The following is a 15699-nucleotide window of genomic DNA, read 5'->3' as shown; positions in this document are numbered from 1 at the left end:
AAGCGCCTCATCCCATGCACAAGAAAACCGTCGAGCGCTGGTCTCCCTGGCTGCTGCTGACCGCCACCATCCTGCTGTGGCAGATCATCTGTTCGGCCTTCAATGTCTCCGAGTTCATCTTCCCCAGCCCCTGGGCCATTGCCACCCAGCTGGTGGAGTTTGGCGGCGTCATCGCGGGCCACGCCTGGCGCACCTTCTGGGTCACCATGGCCGGCTTTGGCATCGCCATCGTCGTGGGGGTGCTGCTGGGCTTTGTGATCGGCTCTTCGCGCCTGGCCTACGCCGCCGTGTACCCGCTGATGACGGCCTTCAACGCACTGCCCAAGGCCGCCTTTGTGCCCATCCTGGTGGTGTGGTTCGGCATTGGCGTGGGCCCGGCCATCCTCACGGCGTTCCTCATCAGCTTCTTCCCCATCATGGTCAACATCGCCACCGGCCTCGCCACGCTGGAGCCCGAGCTGGAAGACGTGCTGCGCGTGCTGGGCGCCAAGCGCTGGGACGTGCTGACCAAGGTGGGCCTGCCGCGCTCCATGCCGTACTTCTACGGCTCACTCAAGGTGGCCATCACGCTGGCCTTTGTGGGCACCACGGTGTCGGAGATGACCGCTGCGAACGAAGGCATCGGCTACCTGCTCATCAGCGCGGGCTCGTCCATGCAGATGGGCTTGGCCTTTGCGGGCCTGATGGTGGTGGGCGCCATGGCCATGGTGATGTACGAGCTGTTCAGCTGGATCGAAAAACGCACCACGGGTTGGGCGCACCGGGGTTCTCAAGGTGAATAACCCGACGGCGTTGAGCGAAGCCCAGGCAGCCACGCTGCTGCGCCGCGCCAACGCCGTGGCCCAACGCGCCAAGGACGTGGGCCGCCACCCGTTTGGCGCCCTACTCGTTGCGCCCGATGGCGAGACCGTGCTGGCCGAGCAGGGCAACATCGACACCGTGAACCATGCCGAGAGCACGCTGGCCCGCACGGCGGCGGCCAACTATCCCGGCGCTTATCTCGCCCAGTGCACCCTGGTCACTACCTTCGAGCCCTGCGCTATGTGTGCAGGCACCATCTACTGGGCGGGCATCGGCCGCGTGCTGTATGGCGCCGAAGAAACCGCCCTGCTCGCCCTGACGGGCGACCACCCCGAGAACCCCACGCTGGCCCTGCCTTGCCGCACGGTGTTTGCGAGCGGCCAACACCCCACCGAGGTGCTGGGCCCGGTGCCCGCACTGCAGGACGAGATCACGGCCCTGCACCGCGACTTCTGGCAGTAATGGAAGCTGGCGCTTGTATTTGAAGCGCAAGCAGCTCCTCTTTCAGGAGCAAAAGACACCACCAACTGGTGACTCGGCACCCTGCCGCTATACTGCCCGCCCCGTTTGGACGACAGCAGGATCACCCGGCATGCGCTTGACCATTCTTTTGCGCCTTCTGGCCCTTGGGGCCGCAGCAGGTCTGGCCGCATGCGGCGGCACGGCCCCGACCCAGCCCTCGGCGGGCGACGCGCCACCTGCCGCTGCGACCACATCCACCACTCCACCCATCCGCATTGGCATCGCCCTGGGCGGTGGCGCGGCCAAAGGCTTTGCGCACATCGGCGTGATCAAGATGCTGGAGGCCAATGGCCTGGCGCCCGCCGTGGTCTCGGGCACCAGCGCAGGCAGCGTGGTCGGCGCGCTGTATGCCAGCGGCATGAACGCCTTCGAGATGCAGGAAAAGGCCGTGGCACTGGACGAGGCCAAGATCCGCGACCTGCAGCTGTCGTCCGGCGGGCTGGTACTGGGACAGAAGCTTGAAGACTATGTGAACGAGCAGGTGCGCCGCAAGCCGCTGGAACAGATGGCCAAGCCCTTTGTCGTCGTCGCCACCCGACTGGAGGACGGTGAGCGCACTGTGTTTGCACGCGGCAACACCGGTCAGGCCGTGCGCGCATCGAGCAGCGTGCCGGGCGTGTTCCAGCCCGTCACCATCGGCAAGTACCACTTTGTGGATGGCGGCATCGTGAGCCCCGTGCCGGTGGATGCCGCACGCCAACTGGGTGCCGACATCGTGATTGCGGTAGACATCTCCAACAAGGCCCGGGGCCAGACGCCCGGCAACATGCTGGGCGCGCTGAACCAGTCGATTGCCATCATGGGCCAGAAGCTGGGCCAGGCAGAGCTGGCGCGGGCCGATGTGATCGTCCGCCCGCAGGTGCTGGACATCGGCGCCGCCGACTTCAGCCAGCGCGCCAATGCCATCGTGGAAGGCGAAAAGGCCGCGCTGGCCGTGATGCCGCAAATCCGCGAGCGTGTGGCCCAGCTGCAGGCCGAACGCGCCAAGGCGGCGGCGCAGGCCCAGCAGAAAGCGGCCGAGGCGCAGTACCAGGCCTGCCTGGACAACCGCAGCCGGCTGCAGAAGCTTGCGGGCCTGGCCAAGCTGGACGACTCCTGCCCGGCGCCTAAGTAGAGCAGCCAACAAACCCTTCCGGCACAGCGCCCTTCGGGTAAAGTCCATTGCGCCCAACGCCTGCCCGCACCACCCGGCAACGCGTTCACGCTCCACACTGCCCGCCCCACCCATTCCATGTCTTCGCCTTTCTCCGCCGTCAAACCCAGCGCCAAGCTCTCCGACCAGGTGGCCAGTGCGCTGGAGGCCGAGATTCGCGCGGGCCGCATCCAGGCTGCGCAGAAGCTGCCTACCGAGGCCGTGCTGGCGCAGCAGTTCCAGGTCAGCCGCACGGTGGTGCGTGAGGCTATCTCGCGCCTCAAGTCGTTGGGGCTGGTGGACTCACGGCAGGGCAGCGGGGTGTATGTGCTGGCGCCCGGCATCGAGCCGCTGCAGTTTGATGTGCCCCTTGCCGCATCGCGCGAGGCGGTGATGCAGATCGTGGAGGTGCGCCGTGCGCTGGAGGCCGAGGTGGCCGAGCTGGCAGCCCTGCGCCGCAGCGAGGAAGACATTGCCGCCATCCGCGCCGCCATGCAGCACATCGCCGACGCCGTGCGTGCCGGCCGTGACGGGGTGGAGGAAGACGTGCTGTTCCACCGCGCCATTGCCCAGGCGGCGGGCAACCCGTTCATGATCAGCACGCTGGACTACCTGGCCCAGTTTCTCAAAGGCGCCACGCGTGTGACCCGCGCCAACGAGGCGCGGCGCACCGACTTTGCCGATGCGGTGACCCACGAGCACACCCACATCGTGCGCGCCATCGAGGCGGGCGACCCCGTGGCCGCACGGGCCGCTGCGGCGCAGCACATGAAGAACGCACTGGCCCGCATCGAGCAGGCCGACCTTTCGTTCTGGGCCCAGGACGGCGCGCGGCTGGCCCAGCCGCTGGTGGCGGCATCCGCGCCGCTGGTGTTCTGAGCTGCATCGCTGAGATGCCTGCGCGACGGGCTTGAGCGCGTCTGCGTTAGCGGCACAGCACGCATCCGTGTGAGGCCTGTGGCACGGCGGCGGCGGGGCTTGCGCCCCGGCCACATTGTTGATTTGCTACATATCTGGTAGCTACTCAAGCATATTGCACTAGCGCTTGAGCACCAAAACGCCTCAAAAGCGCGTCACCTGCCCTCTCCACGCACTGGCACACGCGGGTTAACCCGTAGGAGTACCAATCGCAATAATTTGTATGATAACCATATAAACACATCAAACCGGGTGCGCCCAGCCTTCCTCAACAGGCCGTTTTCAGCGGCCTCCATCTGGGCCTGCCCCCCTTCCATCCCGGAGATACCCCGTTCATGTCCACCCTCGCACTTCTCGGCATCGGCGCCGGCAGCATTGGCCTGCTCCTGTTGCTCATCATCCGCTGGCAGGTCCACGCTTTCGTGGCGATGATGCTGGTGAGCTTTCTGGTGGCGTTTGCCACGGGCATGCCCATCGGCGACATCATCAGCACGCTGATTGCGGGCATGGGCGGCACGCTGGGGTCGGTGGCCATCCTGGTGGCCCTGGGCTCCATGCTGGGGCGCATGATCGAGGTCTCGGGCGGCGCGGCCAGCCTGGCCAACCGCTTCACGCAGCTGCTGGGCCCCACACGGGTGCCCATGGCGCTCACCGCCGCCGCGCTGGTGCTGGCGATCCCCGTGTTTTTTGATGTGGGCTTCATCATCCTGGTGCCCATCGTCTACGGCTTTTGCAAGGCGGCGGGCGTCAACCCCATCAAGTTCGGCCTGCCCGTGGCGGGCATCATGCTGGCCGCGCACGTGGTGGTGCCACCGCACCCCGGCATCGTGGGCGGCGCAGCCATCGTCAAGGGCGACATTGGCTGGATCACCATCATTGGCCTGGCCATCTGCATCCCGCTGGCGGCGCTGTCGCAGGTCGTTTCGGGCTGGCTCAATCGCAAGGGCTACCCCATGCTGCCCACCACGGCTGAGCAGTTTGCCGCCTTTGGCAACAGCGAAGACAGCAAGACCAGCAAAGCAAGCGCCGCGCCTAGCGTCGGCACCATCATGGCGCTGATCATCATCCCCCTGGCCCTCATCATGGCGGGCACCACCGGCGCCACACTGCTGCCCAAGGGCGACAGCCTGCGCAATGTGCTGGGCTTCATCGGCTCGCCCATCTTTGCACTGATGGTGGCCGTGGGTCTGGCCATGTTCCTGCTGGGCCGCAACCAGGGCTGGAACCGTGAGCGCACCAACGCCATCATGGAATCTGCCCTGCCCCCTGCCGCCACCGTGATTTTGGTGACCGGCGCTGGCGGCGTGTTTGCCAAAGTGCTCACCGCCAGCGGCATCGGCACGGCGCTGTCGCAAAGCCTCACCGCTACTCATCTGCCGCTCATCCTGCTGGCGTTCATCATTTCTCTGGCGCTGCGCGCCGCGCAGGGCTCGGCCACCGTGGCCATCATCACCACCTGCGGCCTGCTGGCCGATGCGATGGCGGGTGGCGGGTATTCCCCCTTGCAAGTGGCGCTGCTCACGGTTGCCATCGGCTTTGGCAGCCTCGGGCTGTCGCACGTCAACGATTCGGGCTTCTGGATCGTGACCCGCTACCTGGGCCTGAGCGTGGGCGATGGCCTGCGCACCTGGACCGTGCTGACCACCGTGCTGGGCCTTGCAGGTTTTGCAATGACCGCTTTGCTCTGGGTGCTGGTGGCCTAAGCGCCCTCTTATTGAAATTCTTTGAAGGACTGACAACATGACACAACCCACCGTCGGCATCATCGGCCTGGGCGCCATGGGCGCTGGCATTGCCAAGACTCTGCGCAACAACGGTTTCACCATCCACGTGTGCGACGTGCGCCCCGGCGTGGCCGATGCCTTTGTGGCAGACGGTGGCACGGCCCACGCCACCACGGCAGCACTGGCAGCGGTAAGTGATGTGGTGGTGTCAGTGGTGGTCAACGCCGCGCAGACCGAGAGCGTGCTGTTCGGCGACGATGGCAAAGGCGGCGCAGCAGCGGCCATGCGCCCCGGCAGCACCTTTGTGATGTGCTCCACCGTGGACCCCAACTGGTCCGTGGCGATGGAAGCGCGCCTGAACGCCCTGGGCCTGCACTATGTGGACGCGCCCATCTCCGGCGGCGCAGCCAAGGCAGCATCAGGCCAGATGACCATGATGACCTCGGCCAAGCCCGAGGCCTATGCCGCGGCCAACGCCGTGCTCGACGGCATGGCCGGCAAGGTGTACCGCCTGGGCGACAAGGCGGGCGCAGGCAGCAAGGTCAAGATCATCAACCAGCTGCTGGCCGGTGTGCACATTGCCGTGGCCGCCGAAGCCATGGCCCTGGGCCTGCGCGAAGGCGTGGAAGCAGGCGCCTTGTATGAAGTGATCACGAACAGCGCGGGCAACAGCTGGATGTTTGAAAACCGCATGGCCCATGTGCTGGCGGGCGACTACACACCGCTGTCGGCTGTAGACATCTTCGTGAAGGACCTGGGCTTGGTGCTGGACACCGCACGCGCCAGCAAATTCCCCCTGCCGCTGGCCGCCACCGCGCACCAGATGTTCATGCAGGCATCGACCGCAGGCTTTGCCAAGGAAGATGACAGTGCCGTGATCAAGATCTTCCCTGGCATCACGTTGCCAAATAGCGAAGGTCCAGGGAAGGACAAGGCATGACACGCGCACGTGCACTGCTCGGCTGCATTGCCGACGACTTCACCGGCGCGACCGACCTGGCCAACAACCTGGTGCGCGCAGGCATGCGTGTGGTGCAGGCCATGGGCGTGCCCACGGCACCGTTGGATGCTGAGGCCGATGCGATCGTGGTCGCACTCAAGTCGCGCACCATCCCGAAGGACGAGGCCATCGCCCAGTCGCTGGCCGCGCTGCAGTGGCTGCAGGCACAGGGCGCTGAGCAGATCTACTTCAAATACTGCTCCACCTTTGACAGCACGGCAGAGGGCAACATCGGCCCCGTGACCGATGCGCTGATGCAGGCGCTGGGCACCGACTTCACCATCGCCACGCCCGCCTTCCCCGACAACAAGCGCACCGTGTTCAAGGGTTACCTTTTTGTGGGTGATGTGCTGCTGAACGAGAGTGGCATGCAGAACCACCCGCTCACGCCCATGACCGACCCCAACTTGGTGCGCGTGCTGCAGGCGCAAACACCCAGCCGCGTGGGCCTGATCGACCACAGCGTGGTCGCGCAGGGCGAGGCCGCCATCCGCGCACGCATCGACCAACTCAAGGCCGAGGGCGTGCGCATGGCCGTGGTCGATGCGGTGTCCAACGCCGACCTGCTGCGCCTGGGCCCTGCCCTCAAGGGCATGCCGCTGGTCACAGCGGGCTCGGGCGTGGCCATTGGCCTGCCGGGCAACTTTGGCGTATCCCCCAGCAACGAGGCAGCCCGCCTGCCTGCCGCGCAAGGGCTGCAGGCCATTGTGTCGGGCAGCTGCTCGGTAGCCACCAACCAGCAGGTGATGGATTTCATCAAGGCAGGCAAGCCCGCCCTCGCCATCGACCCGCTGCGCATCGCCGCAGGCGTGGACGTGGCCGCCGAAGCGCTGGCCTGGGCCGAAGGCCACATGGGCCAGGGCCCGGTGCTGGTGTATTCCACCGCCGAGCCCTCGGCCGTGCGCGCCATTCAGGGCAAGCTGGGCTCTGAGAAAGCCGGTGCCATGGTGGAAGACACCATTGCCGCCATTGCACGCGGCCTGGTGCAGCGCGGTGTGCGCCAGCTCATCGTGGCGGGTGGTGAAACCTCGGGTGCCTGCGTGCAGGCCCTCGGCATTACGCAGATGCGCATTGGCGCCCAGATTGACCCCGGCGTGCCATGGTGCCATGCCGTGGCCCCCGACGCCAAGGACGGGCTGCACATCACGCTGAAGTCGGGCAATTTCGGCAGCACCGACTTTTTCACCAAGGCTTTTGCACAATTGCTGGCATGACCTCTACCCCCGCCTTCATGGATGAAGCCCAAGCCCGCGACGAAATCTGCCGCGTGGGCCGCAGCCTGTTTGAGCGGGGCTATGTGCATGCCACCGCCGGCAACATCAGCGTGCGCCTGGCCGATAGTTACCTCATCACCCCCACCGATGCCTGCCTGGGCACCCTGCAGCCCGACCGGCTGGCGCGCCTGGACGCCCAGGGCCAGCAGGTGGCGGGCGACCGGGCCAGCAAGACCATTGCGCTGCACCGGCAGATTTACGAGGCATCGGCATCGACAGCAGCCCCAGCGCGCTGCGTGATCCACACGCACAGCACGCACCTGGTGGGTTGCTCGCTGCAGGCCGACACCGCTGCAGGTGGCCAGCTGGCGCCCGATGCGCAATTGCTGCCCCCCATCACGCCCTACTTTGTGATGAAGGTGGGCCGGGTGCCGCACATCCCCTACCACCGCCCGGGTGATGCCGCAGCGGCAGCCCTGGTGGCGCAGACCATCACCCGCTATGCCGCACAGGGCAGCCCTGTGCGCGCCGTGATGCTGGCGCGCCTGGGCCCCAACGTGTGGCATGACACGCCCGCCGCCGCCATGGCCGTGCTGGAAGAACTGGAAGAAACCGCCCGCCTGTGGATGCTGTGCCAGCCTCGCCCCACGCCGCTGACCGAGCCCCAGATCGAGGAGCTGCGCCAGAGCTTTGGTGCCCACTGGAACTGGTAACGGGCTGGCTGCGCCCATGGCGCGGGGATGAAAGAACACACACAAGGAGACAAACCATGACCCTTTCTTTCTGGCGCAAAGCCTTTGCTCCCATGCTGCTGGGCGTGCTGGCCACGGGCGGTGCATCGGCTGCGGACTACCCCGCCCCCCAACACGGCGAGTGGGTCGTCAAGGATTTCCGCTTTCACACCGGCCAGACCCTGCCCGAACTCAAGCTGGCCTACTCCACCGTGGGTGATCCCACCGGAGAGCCCGTGCTGGTGCTGCATGGCACCAATGGCTCGGCAGAGAGCATGCTCTCCCCCGGCTTTGCAGGCACGCTGTTTGGCCCCGGCCAACCGCTGGATGCGCGCAAGTACTTCATCATCCTGCCGGATGCCATCGGCACCGGCCGCTCCAGCAAGCCGTCGGACGGCCTGCGCGCGGCCTTTCCGGCATACAACTATGACGACATGGTGCAGGCCCAGTACCGCCTGCTGACCGAACACCTGGGCGTGCGCCATGTGCGCGCCATCATCGGCAACTCCATGGGCGGCATGCACACCTGGGTGTGGGCCCAGCGCCACCCCGATTTCGTGGACATTGCCGTGCCCATGGCCTCGCTGCCCGCCGCCATGTCGGGCCGCAACTGGATGATGCGCCGCCTGCTGGTGGATGCCATCCGCAACGACCCCGAATGGCAGGGCGGCAACTACATCCGCCAGCCCCGCAGCCTGCAGTTCGCGTCGGTGTTCTTTGGCACGGGCACCAACGGGGGTCACCAGGGCCTGCAAAAGCTGGCCCCCACCCGCGTTGCGGCCGACGCCCTGGTGGAACAACGCCTCAAAGCGCCTTTCCGTGGCGATGCCAACGACCACATCTACCAGTGGGAGGCATCGCGCGACTACGACCCCGAGCCCGGGCTGGAACGCATCACCGCGCGCGTGCTGGCCATCAACTCGGCAGACGATGAGCGCAACCCACCCGAGCTGGGCGTGCTGGACAAAGCCATCGCCCGCATCCCGCACGCACAGGCCTACGTGATCCCTGCCAGCGCCGACACCCTCGGCCACAGCACGGTGGGCCTGGCGCGCTTTTACCAAGACCGGCTGGCACAGGTGCTCACCCACGCACCGCGCCGCTGACCGCTTTTTTCTCAGGAATATTTCATGCCCCGCTTTGCCGCCAACCTGTCCATGCTCTACAACGACGTGGACTTTCTCGACCGTTTTGCTGCCGCCGCCCGCGATGGTTTCAAGGCGGTGGAGTACCTGTTTCCCTACGCCTACCCGGCGCAAGAACTGGCCGCGCGCCTGCAAGCCAACAGCCTGCAGCAGGTGCTGTTCAACGCCCCGCCCGGCAACTGGGACGCGGGCGAACGTGGGCTGGCCTGCCTGCCGGGGCGTGAGGCCGAGTTCCGCGAAGGCATTGCCAAGGCCATCGACTACGCCAAGGCCCTGCAGTGCCCCCGCATCCACGTGATGGCAGGTCTGGTGCCCCAGGGGGCAGACGCCGCCACCGTGCGCTCCACTTACATCGCCAACGTGCGCTACGCCGCCGCGCAGGCTGCGCCCCACGGCATCCAGATCCTGCTGGAGCCCATCAATGGCCGCGACATGCCTGGCTTCTTCCTGAGCCGCCAGGACCAGGCCCACGCGCTGATCGCCGAGATCGGCGCCGCCAACGTCAAGGTGCAGATGGACCTGTACCACTGCCAGATCGTGGAAGGCGACCTGGCGATGAAGGTGCGCCAGTACCTGCCCACCGGCAACGTCGGCCACTTCCAGATTGCCGGTGTGCCCGAGCGCCACGAGCCCGATGTGGGCGAGATCAACTACACCTACCTGTTCAAGCTGCTGGACAGCCTGGGCTACGACGGCTGGATTGGCTGCGAATACCGGCCAGCGCGCGGTGCGGCAACCCACGCCACCAGCGACGGGCTGGGCTGGCTCAAGCCCTGGCTGTAAAAACCTACCCCGCACCACAGTTGCCGCTGCACGCCTGACGCTGGTGCAGCGCGCACCATGGCGCGGCACACGGGGGCGTCCAGACATAGTTTCTCGCTGGGTTGGCATGGCACAGATCCTGCAAATACATCGACGCCAAGAGTAGAAGCGTTCAGCGGCCACCGCCCGGAAATTGCTCTTGAAGCATGCAATGAACTGACGCCACCACGGGCGCGCAGGACTGTGCGTCTTCAGGAGGCCGCTGCCCCCGCCTTGCAGCCTCAGCGCCCTGTCGGTTGATTGCATGCACCCCGTCCGGAGGGGTGTGAAGCCTGGCTTTTCACTCCCCCGTGGTTATCCGCCAACGACCAGGAGTGCTCCACCATGCAACGCCGTTCCCTCATCCGCGCCACTGGCGCCGCCGCCCTGCTGTCTGCCGCACCGTTTGTGCGCGCCCAGGGCAATCTGCAAAAGTTCAAGTTCAACCTGGGCTGGAAGGTTGAGGCCTCGGGCGCGGGCTTTTTGCTGGCGCAGCAGCGGGGCTACTACAAGGATGCGGGCCTGGACGTCACCATCGACACCGGCAACGGGTCCGCCTCGGCCATCAGCCTGGTGGCGGGCGGTGCGTATGACGTGGCGTCGGCCGACCTCTCAACCATGATCGAGTTCAACACCGCCAACCCGCAGTCCAAACTGGCGGCGGTCGCCATCCAATACGACCTGAACCCCAACTCGGTCATGGTGCGCAAGGACGGCGCCATCAAGAAGCCCGCCGATCTGGCGGGCAAGACCATCCTGGGTCAACCCTTCAACGCCTCGCGCAAGCTCTTTCCTGCCTTTGCCAAGGCGCAGGGCTTTGACGGCAGCGGCGTGAAATGGGATAACGTGGCGCCCGACATTGGCGACACGCGCTTTGTGAAAGGTGACTTTGACGCAGCGGCGTACTTCTTCTTCACCGGTCTGCTCAACCTGAAGGCGCGGGGCCTGACGCCGGATCAGATCACGGTGTTCCGTTTCTCGGACTACGGCCTCAAGTCCTACGGCAACGGGCTCATCGCCAACGCCAAGAGCATGCAGGACAACCCGGATGCCATGAAGGCCTTCGTCAAAGCCACCACACGCGGCTGGGTCGATGCGATTGCCGACCCGCGCGCCGGCGCTGCCGCCATCAAGGCCCGCGAGCCCCTGGCCCATGAGGAGATCGAGTTCGAACGCCTGCAGCTCATCGTGGACGGCACCATGAAGACCGCCGAGACACGCGCCAACGGCTGGGGCGCTGCCACGCCTACGCGCCTGCAGGCCACCATCGATGAGACCGTGGCAGCCTTTGGCCTCAAGAGCAGCCTGGCGGTGGCCGACATCTGGACCGACCGCTTCCTGCCCCCGGCCGCCGACCGCAAGCTCAAAGCCTGACCCGGGGAAAGCCATGGGCATCCCCCTCATCGACCTCAGCGGCGCCCTGCAGCCGGGCGCACCGCGCAGCCCTGCCGTAATGGCCGTGGCCGCCCAACTACGCCAGGCCTGCATGGGCGCAGGGTTCTTCTACGTGCGCCACCACGGCGTGCCGCAGGACGTCATTGCGCGCCAGTTTGCCTTTGCGCAGCAGTTCTTCGACCTGCCGCTGGGATCTAAGGAAGCGATTTCGCTGCACCACTCACCCGCCATGAGGGGCTACGAAAGCCTGGGCGGGCAGACCCTGGACGCAAATGCGCGCCCGGACCTGAAGGAAAGCTTTTACTGCGGGCTGGATTACGCGGCAGACCACCCGTACGTGCAGCGCGGCTACCACTCCTACGGCAGCAACCAGTGGCCGGAGGGGTTGCCCGAGCTGGCCGCCCAGAGCCGCACCTACATCGCCGCCATGCGGCAACTGGCCCAGCGGCTGATGCAGCTGCTGGCACTCTCGCTCGACCTGCCCGAGGACTACTTCGACCACACCCACCAGAGCCCCATGCTCACGCTGCGGCTGCTGCGCTACCCGCCGCATCCTGAAAGCGCCGATGCACTCACCTTTGGCGCGGGCGAGCACACCGACTGGGGAGCCATCACCCTGCTGGCCCAGGACCACCATGGAGGGCTGGAGGTGAAACTTCCCACCGGCGAATGGGTGGCTGCCACACCCATCGAGGGGGCGCTGGTGGTGAACCTGGGCGACATGATTCCGCGCTGGACGAATGGGCTGTACCGATCCAACCCCCACCGCGTGCGCAACGTGCACAGCGGGGGCGCACCGCGCCACTCCATTCCGTTCTTCTACACGCCCGACTACGAGGCCCAGGTGGTCCCCGTCCCCACCTGCGTGCCTGCGGGCGAGTCGCCGCGCTTTGCACCCTGCACCGTGGGCGAGCACCTGCAGGCCATGTACCGCAAGACGTACGGCCTGGGTCAGACCACCGCCCCAGCCAGCGCGGCGGTGATGGCATGAGGCTCTGGTTCAACCTGCTGTGCCAGGACATCGAGGCACAAATGCAGTTCTATCAAGCCCTGCTGCAGTTGCCCGAGGCGCCGGGGACGCGCTCCGCCATCTACCGGGCGGTGGAGACCGAGCACTTCCAGCTCGGCTTCAATGCCCCCGAGGCCTATGCCCTGCTGGGCCTGGCCGACCGGCAGCCTGGCGCAGCCTTGCCGTCACCACGCGGCGTGACAGGCTATGCCACCTTCATGCTGGACACACCGGACACCGTGGAGGCTGCCACCGAAAAGGCCAAAGCTCTGGGCGGACAGGTCATCAAGCCACCTTACGCCACGTACTACGGCCAATGGCAGGCGGTGCTGGCGGACCCGGAAGACAACGTGTTCCGGATAAGCGCTGTGGGTGTACCGCGCCACGTCGCTTGAGCCTGCCCCTAGCCCGGCCGCGCCATCGACGGCAGCCACCCACCCAGGCATCGGCGGGGCGGACAAGCGCCCACCCCTGCCTCCCAAGTCACGCGTCAATAAGCCTTGAAGTTGGCCGCCACCCGCTGGTTCAGGTAGTCGCCCGCGGCAATCGCCGGGTACTTCTTGTCGGGCCCTTCGATGATGGCGTCGCGGTTGGCCTGGGCAAAGAAGGCGATGCTATAGCGCGGCCCCATGTACTCGCCGGGCAGAGGGTTCTTCACACGGTGGAAGTTGCTGGGCAGCTGGTCGTCGCTCCAGCGCATCAGCATGTCCCCGATGTTGCAGGTGATGGCCTGCTCGTCGGGCTCCACCGAGGTCCAGGCCTGGGTGTCCATCTCCTTGCCCGGGCACACCTGCAGGCCGCCCTGGCCCTGGCGCTGAAAGAGCAGGGTCAGGCAATCAAAGTCGGTATGCGCCCCGGCGCGCCACAGGCCCAGGCTGGCTTGTTGCTCGGGCGGGGTCGCAAAGTAGTGCAGCAGGCGCAAGGTGCTTTGGTAGCTGGCCTGCGCAGGGTCGTGCGCGCGGGCAAAGAAGGCCTCGTCAAACCCCAGCTTCCACGCAAAGCACGACAGCACCTGCATGGCCACCTGCCAGCACTGGCCCTCAAACGCGAGCATGGTGGCTAGGAAGCCCGCCAGCTCCTCGTCGGTGGGCCACAGGCCTGCCATGTGCGGGCGGGTGATCTGGTACGACTCCTTCTGGTCCGGTGTGCCGGTGGAGGGGCGCACCTGCGCGCGGCTCTCCCAGCCCACGTTGAGCGCCTTCTTGAGCGGGTACTGCGCCTTCACGGCATCCGGCAGCGCAAAGAAACGCTCGGTCATCGCAAAGGCTTTATGCACCTCGGCCAGGTCAATGCCGTGGTTCACGATCTGGAAAAAGCCGACATCGACGGCGGCGTCCCATAGCTGGTCGGCAATCTCGGTCTTGCGCTGAGCAAAGTGGCTGAGGTCGATGCGGCGGATCTCGCGGCTCGCGGTTTCCGAGCCCATCGCGCCCATGCGCTTTTCTTTTTGCAACTCGGCGAGGTCGTAGGTGGCAGTGGTGGTCATGCAGTTCTCCTGAAGACAAGTGGAAGGAAGAAAGGCCCTCCCGCTGGGTGCTTCAAGAGCGTTTGGCACCGCCTGCTGCGGCCGGCCGTTCAACCCTTGAAGCCACGGTGTGCCAACGCACACCGCTGTGCGCACAGCGGGCTTCAAGAGCAATTTCCGACTGGCATCGCCCCGTGCAGGATGGCACAGGGGCAACGCAGTGAACGCTTCTACTCTTGCCAAAAGCGATGCAAGAAGAATGCCCACGGCTCCTTGCTTGTGTGTCCACGCAGGGTGAGAGCACTTGTGCACAGCGCATCACAAGCCATGCATACATGTCACTGATTGTGATTGGCATGCCAAATGCATAGTGCCCTGCACCACAACGGCGGGCGTGCAGACAGTCCGGCGTTGCACAACGACAGCCACCTACCCACCATCGACGGAGACACCCACACCATGCACGCGCTCATGTCTGCACCCCCAGCCAGCTTTGACGACCCCACCCCCATCAACGACACCGACGGGACCTACCTGCGCCAGGCCATCGCGTGGTCGTGCACGGCCCGCGCGCGCGGCAACCGCCCGTTTGGTGCGGTGGTCATCAGTGCCGAAGGGCGCCTGCTGGCCGAGGCCTACTGCAACACCACCGAGACCGGCGACTGCACCGGCCACGCCGAGACCAATGCGGTGCGCCAACTCAGCCCGCGCGTGGGGCGCGATGCCCTGGCCAAGGCCACGCTGTATTCGTCGGCCGAGCCCTGTGTGATGTGTGCGGGCGCTATCTTCTGGTCGGGCATTGGGCGCGTGGTGTTTGGCATTGATGCCGAGCGCCTGCGCGTGTTCCGGGGCGAGCGGGCCGAACAGCGCGATGCCGAGCTATCGTGCCGTGACGTGTTTGCCGCCTCGCCCCATGCCATCGAATGCATCGGCCCGGCGCTGGTCGAAGAAGCCAGCGCGCCGCATATCGGGTTCTGGAAAGTCTGACCCATTCCCGCGCGGGCAGAATCTGCAGCGTACACATTGCACTCCCCATGCCTCGCACCAAAGCCATGACCGAATCCGAAGCCGAAGCCGCCTCTGGCGCGCTACTCAGCCGCGCCAAACAGGGCCGTGAACGCATCCTGGGCGCCATCCGCGAAGCGGCCATTGCCGAGTTCAGCCGCCATGGGTTCAAAGGGGCATCCACCAAGGCCATTGCCGAGCGCGCGGGCCTCACCAAGCCCCAGCTGCACTACTACATCAGCAGCAAGGAAGAGCTGTATGAAGAGCTGCTGTACTCGGTGCTCAACGGCTGGTCGGGGGCCTTCATTTTTGACAGCAACAGCGACGATCCCAAAAAGGTGTTGAGCAGCTACGTGCGCAAGAAGCTCGACTACGCGCTGGACAACCCGGGCCTGTCGCGCATCTTCACCACCGAGGTGCTGGGCGGTGGGCGCAACCTGGGCAAGTACTGGCCGGTGGCCGTCAAGTCCACCCAGCAGAAGGTGGACCTCATCAACCGCTGGATTGCCGAAGGCCGCATGCGCGCCGTCAACCCCACACTGCTGCTCATGCAGATCTGGGGCATGACGCAGCACTATGCCGACTACGGCGTGCAGGTGCACATCATGCTGGGCCTGGCGCCCGACGAGCCCATCGACCGCGAGCCCATCGTGCGTGAACTCACCACCTTTGTGCTGCTGGGCTGCGGCCTCGCACCAGACTAAGGCCCCCGCCCCATTCTGGGCATGCATCGGGTGCCCGAGGGACGAGTCCCGGGAAATTTGCACCAGCACGCGGCGTCAAAAGCCGCTTTCAGGCCGCGTTGATCCACCACAAAGACGTTTGACCGCTTTTTGT

The 15699-nt window shown here is 65.9% G+C and carries 16 protein-coding genes; 15 read left to right on the top strand and 1 reads right to left on the bottom strand.

The features are described 5' to 3' along the window. Window positions 1–14 precede the first annotated feature (14 nt). The 13 genes from C8C95_RS15335 to C8C95_RS15275 all read left to right on the top strand — a co-directional run bounded on the left by C8C95_RS15335 (window position 15) and on the right by C8C95_RS15275 (window position 12787). Window positions 15–782 (top strand): ABC transporter permease, encoded by a 768-nt coding sequence (locus tag C8C95_RS15335; RefSeq protein WP_056060732.1) that lies wholly within the window; start codon window positions 15–17, stop codon window positions 780–782. Next, complete coding sequence (locus C8C95_RS15330; RefSeq protein ID WP_243415703.1) at window positions 775–1263, top strand: nucleoside deaminase; 489 nt, start codon at window positions 775–777, stop codon at window positions 1261–1263. Before C8C95_RS15335 ends, C8C95_RS15330 begins: the two co-directional genes overlap by 8 nt. A gap of 130 nt (window positions 1264–1393) precedes the next feature. After that, window positions 1394–2437, top strand: coding sequence for a patatin-like phospholipase family protein (locus C8C95_RS15325; RefSeq protein WP_116749139.1), 1044 nt, complete (start codon window positions 1394–1396; stop codon window positions 2435–2437). Between the two features lie 117 nt (window positions 2438–2554). Further along, window positions 2555–3334 (top strand): FadR/GntR family transcriptional regulator, encoded by a 780-nt coding sequence (locus C8C95_RS15320; RefSeq protein WP_116749138.1) that lies wholly within the window; start codon window positions 2555–2557, stop codon window positions 3332–3334. A 374-nt stretch (window positions 3335–3708) separates the two neighbouring features. Beyond that, window positions 3709–5076 (top strand): GntP family transporter, encoded by a 1368-nt coding sequence (locus C8C95_RS15315; protein ID WP_116749137.1) that lies wholly within the window; start codon window positions 3709–3711, stop codon window positions 5074–5076. 37 nt (window positions 5077–5113) lie between these two features. After that, entirely contained in the window at window positions 5114–6037 is a 924-nt protein-coding gene (ltnD, locus tag C8C95_RS15310) for an L-threonate dehydrogenase (RefSeq protein WP_116749136.1), read from the top strand. Beyond that, window positions 6034–7311: a 3-oxo-tetronate kinase gene (gene otnK, locus C8C95_RS15305; protein WP_116749135.1), complete on the top strand. Its 1278-nt coding sequence runs from the start codon at window positions 6034–6036 to the stop codon at window positions 7309–7311. The genes ltnD and otnK overlap by 4 nt, the downstream gene beginning before the upstream one ends. Before the next feature lie 17 nt (window positions 7312–7328). Continuing rightward, window positions 7329–8024, top strand: a complete 696-nt coding sequence (locus C8C95_RS15300) for an aldolase (protein WP_116750302.1) — start codon at window positions 7329–7331, stop codon at window positions 8022–8024. Between the two features lie 56 nt (window positions 8025–8080). After that, complete coding sequence (locus tag C8C95_RS15295) at window positions 8081–9148, top strand: alpha/beta fold hydrolase (RefSeq protein ID WP_116749134.1); 1068 nt, start codon at window positions 8081–8083, stop codon at window positions 9146–9148. 24 nt (window positions 9149–9172) lie between these two features. Beyond that, entirely contained in the window at window positions 9173–9970 is a 798-nt protein-coding gene (gene otnI / locus C8C95_RS15290) for a 2-oxo-tetronate isomerase (RefSeq protein ID WP_116749133.1), read from the top strand. A gap of 363 nt (window positions 9971–10333) precedes the next feature. Next, window positions 10334–11362, top strand: coding sequence for an ABC transporter substrate-binding protein (locus C8C95_RS15285; RefSeq protein ID WP_116749132.1), 1029 nt, complete (start codon window positions 10334–10336; stop codon window positions 11360–11362). Window positions 11363–11375: 13 nt separating this feature from the next. Continuing rightward, on the top strand, window positions 11376–12374 hold the full coding sequence (locus C8C95_RS15280) for a 2-oxoglutarate and iron-dependent oxygenase domain-containing protein (RefSeq protein WP_116749131.1): 999 nt from the start codon (window positions 11376–11378) through the stop codon (window positions 12372–12374). Then, window positions 12371–12787 (top strand): VOC family protein, encoded by a 417-nt coding sequence (locus tag C8C95_RS15275; RefSeq protein ID WP_116749130.1) that lies wholly within the window; start codon window positions 12371–12373, stop codon window positions 12785–12787. Before C8C95_RS15280 ends, C8C95_RS15275 begins: the two co-directional genes overlap by 4 nt. A 95-nt stretch (window positions 12788–12882) precedes the next feature. On the opposite strand, the gene C8C95_RS15270 is transcribed toward C8C95_RS15275, so the two are convergent. Beyond that, window positions 12883–13878: a 2-oxoglutarate and iron-dependent oxygenase domain-containing protein gene (locus C8C95_RS15270; protein WP_116749129.1), complete on the bottom strand. Its 996-nt coding sequence runs from the start codon at window positions 13876–13878 to the stop codon at window positions 12883–12885. Between the two features lie 438 nt (window positions 13879–14316). Between C8C95_RS15270 and C8C95_RS15265 the strand changes: the two genes are divergently transcribed. Both C8C95_RS15265 and C8C95_RS15260 read left to right on the top strand, forming a co-directional pair. Further along, a complete protein-coding gene (locus C8C95_RS15265; protein ID WP_043566080.1) occupies window positions 14317–14844 on the top strand; it encodes a nucleoside deaminase in 528 nt (175 codons plus the stop codon). 65 nt (window positions 14845–14909) lie between these two features. After that, window positions 14910–15566: a TetR/AcrR family transcriptional regulator gene (locus C8C95_RS15260; protein WP_116750301.1), complete on the top strand. Its 657-nt coding sequence runs from the start codon at window positions 14910–14912 to the stop codon at window positions 15564–15566. Window positions 15567–15699: the final 133 nt, after the last annotated feature.

Source organism: Acidovorax sp. 99, from assembly GCF_003096455.1.
GTDB lineage: Bacteria > Pseudomonadota > Gammaproteobacteria > Burkholderiales > Burkholderiaceae_C > Acidovorax > Acidovorax delafieldii.
This window is presented reverse-complemented; position numbering and strand designations above follow the sequence as displayed.

Coding starts and splice junctions, on each gene's coding strand:
- C8C95_RS15335 (WP_056060732.1), top strand. CDS start 15: ATGCACAAGAAAACCGTCGAGCGCTGGTCTCCCTGGCTGCTGCTGACC.
- C8C95_RS15325 (WP_116749139.1), top strand. CDS start 1,394: ATGCGCTTGACCATTCTTTTGCGCCTTCTGGCCCTTGGGGCCGCAGCA.
- C8C95_RS15320 (WP_116749138.1), top strand. CDS start 2,555: ATGTCTTCGCCTTTCTCCGCCGTCAAACCCAGCGCCAAGCTCTCCGAC.
- C8C95_RS15315 (WP_116749137.1), top strand. CDS start 3,709: ATGTCCACCCTCGCACTTCTCGGCATCGGCGCCGGCAGCATTGGCCTG.
- ltnD (WP_116749136.1), top strand. CDS start 5,114: ATGACACAACCCACCGTCGGCATCATCGGCCTGGGCGCCATGGGCGCT.
- otnK (WP_116749135.1), top strand. CDS start 6,034: ATGACACGCGCACGTGCACTGCTCGGCTGCATTGCCGACGACTTCACC.
- C8C95_RS15300 (WP_116750302.1), top strand. CDS start 7,329: ATGGATGAAGCCCAAGCCCGCGACGAAATCTGCCGCGTGGGCCGCAGC.
- C8C95_RS15295 (WP_116749134.1), top strand. CDS start 8,081: ATGACCCTTTCTTTCTGGCGCAAAGCCTTTGCTCCCATGCTGCTGGGC.
- otnI (WP_116749133.1), top strand. CDS start 9,173: ATGCCCCGCTTTGCCGCCAACCTGTCCATGCTCTACAACGACGTGGAC.
- C8C95_RS15285 (WP_116749132.1), top strand. CDS start 10,334: ATGCAACGCCGTTCCCTCATCCGCGCCACTGGCGCCGCCGCCCTGCTG.
- C8C95_RS15280 (WP_116749131.1), top strand. CDS start 11,376: ATGGGCATCCCCCTCATCGACCTCAGCGGCGCCCTGCAGCCGGGCGCA.
- C8C95_RS15275 (WP_116749130.1), top strand. CDS start 12,371: ATGAGGCTCTGGTTCAACCTGCTGTGCCAGGACATCGAGGCACAAATG.
- C8C95_RS15270 (WP_116749129.1), bottom strand. CDS start 13,878: ATGACCACCACTGCCACCTACGACCTCGCCGAGTTGCAAAAAGAAAAG.
- C8C95_RS15265 (WP_043566080.1), top strand. CDS start 14,317: ATGCACGCGCTCATGTCTGCACCCCCAGCCAGCTTTGACGACCCCACC.
- C8C95_RS15260 (WP_116750301.1), top strand. CDS start 14,910: ATGACCGAATCCGAAGCCGAAGCCGCCTCTGGCGCGCTACTCAGCCGC.